Annotated in this window: 3 protein-coding genes; 2 read left to right on the top strand and 1 reads right to left on the bottom strand. The window is 74.3% G+C overall.

Going from position 1 to position 4,307, the window contains the following annotated elements; translation table 11 throughout:
• Together NBZ83_RS30370 and NBZ83_RS30365 are read left to right on the top strand one after the other, a co-directional pair.
• On the top strand, positions 1-356 hold a 356-nt coding region (locus NBZ83_RS30370; RefSeq protein WP_308203405.1), incomplete at its 5' end, for a carboxyl transferase domain-containing protein.
• Between the two features lie 79 nt (positions 357-435).
• Positions 436-2,835, top strand: a complete 2,400-nt coding sequence (locus NBZ83_RS30365; RefSeq protein WP_438803349.1) for an ATP-binding protein — start codon at positions 436-438, stop codon at positions 2,833-2,835.
• 40 nt (positions 2,836-2,875) lie between these two features.
• Here the strand turns inward: NBZ83_RS30365 and NBZ83_RS30360 are convergent.
• Positions 2,876-4,307: toll/interleukin-1 receptor domain-containing protein (locus tag NBZ83_RS30360; protein ID WP_261576332.1), on the bottom strand; the 1,432-nt coding region annotated here is incomplete at its 5' end.

The raw sequence follows: 4,307 nt of genomic DNA, 5'->3' as shown, positions 1-4,307 counted from the left end.
GTGCGGGGAACTACTCGATGTGTGGGCGGGCGTATTCGCCGCGGTTTCTGTGGATGTGGCCGAACGCGCGGATCTCGGTGATGGGTGGGGAGCAGGCCGCGGCGGTGCTCGCCACCGTCCGCCGCGACCAGGTCGCCGCGACGGGCGTCGACTGGAGCGACGCCGACGAGGCCGCGTTCCGCGCGCCGGTCCTGGACCGTTACGCGGAGCAGGGAAGCCCGTACTATTCGACGGCCCGGCTCTGGGATGATGGGGTCATCGACCCGGCCGACACTCGTATGGTGCTGGGCCTGGGGCTGTCGGTGGCCGCCAACGCCCCACTGGAACCGGTCCGATACGGCGTTTTCCGGATGTGAAGGGGTACGCGAGGGACGACGAGTGGATGAGGGACGTGGTCAGCCGGCGGTGAGGGGAGAACAGACGTGAGGATCAAGGGTGTCGGCCGCTGACCTTTCCGCCTCCAATCATGTGCCCGGCCAGCCGAGAGCTGCCGGTGCTGATGCCGGTGGTGGTATCGGAACCGGCACGCTCCGGCGGGACGCCGGGCTGGCGGGTCTGGCGTTCTCGGCCGTGCTCGTCGCGAACCGCGGCGAGATCGCCGTCCGGATCATCCGCACCCTGCGCGACCTCGGCATCCGCTCGATCGCCGTCTACTCCGACGCGGACGCCGGTGCCCGCCACGTCCGCGAGGCCGACGTCGCGGTGCGCCTGGGGCCGACGCCGGCCCGGGAAAGCTACCTCGACATCGACGCCGTGCTCGAGGCCGCGCAGGTCGCCGGTGCCCAGGCCATCCATCCCGGCTACGGTTTCCTCGCCGAGAACGCGGCCTTCGTCCGGGCCTGCGAGGCCGCCGGGCTGTTCTTCATCGGCCCGCCGGCCGCCGCCGTCGAGGTGATGGGCGACAAGATCGTCGCGCGGCGGACCGTCGCCGAGGTCGGCGTGGCCGTGGTGCCGGGGCGGTCGTCGCCTGCCATGACCGACGCCGCGATCACCGAGGCCGCGGGCCAGCTCGGCTACCCGGTCCTGGTCAAGCCGTCGGCCGGCGGTGGCGGCAAGGGCATGCGGGTCGTGCGCGCGCCGGGGGAGATGGCCGCCGCCCTCGTCTCGGCCCGCCGGGAGGCATCGGCTGCCTTCGACGACGACGCCCTGTTCGTGGAGCGGCTCATCGCCCGGCCCCGCCACGTCGAGGTGCAGGTGCTCGCCGACGCGCACGGCACCGTGCTGCACCTGGGGGAGCGCGAGTGCAGCCTGCAGCGGCGCCATCAGAAGATCATCGAGGAGGCGCCGTCGCCGCTGCTCGACGCCCGCACCCGGGAACGGCTCGGTGCCGCGGCGGTCGCGGTGGCCGGCGCCGTCGGCTACGTCGGCGCCGGCACGGTCGAGTTCATCCTGTCCGCCGACGCGCCCGACGAGTTCTACTTCATGGAGATGAACACCCGCCTGCAGGTGGAGCACGCCGTGACCGAACTGGTCACCGGGGTGGATCTGGTCGCCGAGCAGATCCGGATCGCGGCCGGGGAGCCGCTGCGGTTCGGTCAGGCCGACGTCCGCCTCGCCGGGCACGCGGTGGAGGCCCGGGTGTACGCGGAGGACCCCGCGCGCGGTTTCCTGCCGACCGGCGGGCACATCCTCGCCTTCCGTGAACCCGCGGGGCCTGCCATCCGCGTCGACGCCGGCATCGCCGCAGGCGACACCGTGGGCACCGCTTACGATCCGATGCTCGCCAAGATCGTCGCCTGGGGGCCCGACCGGCCGGCCGCGATCGCCCGGCTCGACGCCGCGCTCGCCGCCACCGTCCTGCTCGGCGTCACCACCAACATCGGTTTCCTGCGCGCGCTGCTCGGCCATCCCGACGTCGTCGCCGGCCGGCTCGACACCGATCTGGTCGAACGCGACCTCGCCGCGCTCACCGCCGACGAACTGCCCGCCGAGGCCATCCTCGGCTACGCTCTGGCCCGGCTGCTCGCGCTGCAGCCGCTCGGCCCGCTCGTCGACCCCTGGGACATCCCGTCCGGGTGGCGGCCCGGCGAACCCGCGTGGCTGAGCTGGGACGTGCTGATCCCGGGCGGCGGCACCGGCTCCGCGCGTGGCGACGGCTCGGCGGGCGACGACGGCCCCGGCGACGACGGCCCCGGCGACGACGCGCCGGCCGGCAGTGCGGCTGCCGGTGGGGACAGCGTCGGCGGTGGCGTCGAGGAGGCCGCACCCGCACCCGCACCCGGTGGCGGTTCCGGGCTTCGCTCGCGGGCCGCGACCGTGCGGGTCAGCGTCCGCGGCACGCCGGCCGCCGCGCGGATCCGCCTCGCCGACGGGCCGCCGGTCGCCGCGTCGGTGCGCCAGGTCGGCGATGACCTGCTGGTCACGATCGGTTCGATCACCACCCGGTGGGCGTTCGCGTGGGCGGTGACCGAGGGCGGCCACGACCTGGCGGAGCTCCTTTCCGCGGCCGGCCCCCGCGTCCCGATCGCGGCCGCGCAGGGCTCGTCCCCCGCCGGGGAGCTGCTCTGGCTGGGGCGGGACGGTCGGGCCTGGGAGTTGGCCGAAGCGGTTCCTGTGGCCGGGGCGGATCCGGCCGCGGTCCGCGGCGGCCAGGCACGTAGCCCCATGCCGGGAACGGTGATCGCCGTCCTCGTCGAGCCGGGTACGGCTGTCATCGACGGGCAGTCGCTGGTCGTGGTCGAGGCGATGAAGATGGAGCATCCCGTCTCGGCAGCGGCGGCCGGCATCGTCGCCGAGGTGCTGGTCCGCCCCGGCGACCTCGTCGGCCTCGACCAGGTCCTGGCGGTCGTCGCGCCGCCGCGGGACGTCGCTGACCTGGCCGCGGTGGCTCCCTGACCGGGGGGCTCCCTGACTGGGCGGCTCCCTGGCTGGGCGGCTACCGCGGCGGGAGCCCGGCGGTTCGGTCGCCGTCGCGCAGCGCCGTCAATCGGTCGACGAGCGTCGCGCGGGCCTCATCCTCGCCGAGGCCGACGAGGTCCACCGATTCGACGAGGTCGAGCCAGTCCGGCGGGTCGCAGCGCTTGATCCGGATCGTGACCAGCCGGGTGCCGTAGGCGGCGCTTTCCGCCGGAAAGGCCTCCTGCCATTCGGCGCTGCCCGCCACCTCGCCGAGGTAGGCGGGGGAGAGCACGACGAGGGTCCATGGCACCTGCGCGACCGCGTCCGCCAGCGAGATGGCCATCGGCTGCTCGCCGCGTTCGTCGGGGCGTGGGGGTTCGTCGGGGTCGAAGCGCTCGCCCGGGTCGTCGAGGTCGGGGTACGGCAGGACGTGCCATCCCGCCGCCTCGAGATGCCAACCGATCCAGCTCGCCCATCCAGCATCGGTGCGGGAATGGGAGAGGACCACGTCGACGGGGAAGCCATCCGCGCCGTCGGCGACCACGGGTTCGGGGGATGCGTGGCCGGGCTCGTTCGCGTCGGGCCGCTGCTCCCGGTCGGAGTCCACCGGGTGAGAGTCCGGGTCGAAACGCTCGTGGCCGGTCTGCTCGGAGCCGGAATGCTTCTGGGCGGGCTCCGCAACGCTGTGCTGGTCGAGGTTGTGAACGCTGTGCTGGTCGAGGTTGTGCTGGTCGAGGAAGGCGGCGGCGGCGTTGGCGGCGAGGCGCAGGAACCAGCCGCGGTCCTCCTCGCGGGTCGACGCCCGGCCGTAGCAGGTCAGGGCACAGGCGAGCAGCGACAGCGGCAGCTGGTCGCGCCACTGCTCGACCAGGCCGGCCGCCCGCGCCCATTCCTCCCCGGCGGAGCGGACCTGGCCGATGAACAGCCACAGCCACTGGGGCAGGATCGCCCCGTCGAGGTCGGGGTCGAGCAGCAGGTCGATGGTGGCGGTGCGCTGGTTGGGGGACAGCTCGACCAGCATTCGGGCGAGGACGTGCAGCACGAGATGGGTGGGGTCGCGGGTGAGCACGGCGTCGGGGGCGTAGCGCGACAGGTCGATCAGCTGGAAGGCCGCGCCCGCGTCCCGCCAGGCGGTCGGGATGAGGATGTTCTCGACGTGCAGGTCTCCGTGAGCGCGCCCGACGAACGTGGGTAGCCACACGCCGGCGCTGCGGCCTGCGTCGCGCACCAGCGCGAACGGGTTGGGCAGCGGATGATCTTCACCTTCGGTGGTGACGGTGGGCCCGGGGTGCGCGGCGGCGAGGCGGTGCAGCGGGCTGCCGGGGGCGAGCCGGTCGCCGAGCTGGCGGCGGAGGATGGCCGGCACGTCCATCGGGGGCAGCCGGGTCGGCCCCGCCCACTCGCCCAGGACTGACCGGACGACCGCGGCGCTGATCTCGGCGAAGGCGGCGGCGGCACCGGCGGCGGGT

It is taken from the genome of Frankia gtarii (genome assembly GCF_025403375.1).
Taxonomy (GTDB): Bacteria; Actinomycetota; Actinomycetes; order Frankiales; family Frankiaceae; genus Frankia; species Frankia gtarii.
Note: the sequence above shows the minus strand (reverse complement) of the source record. Positions and strands in the feature narration are given on the sequence as shown.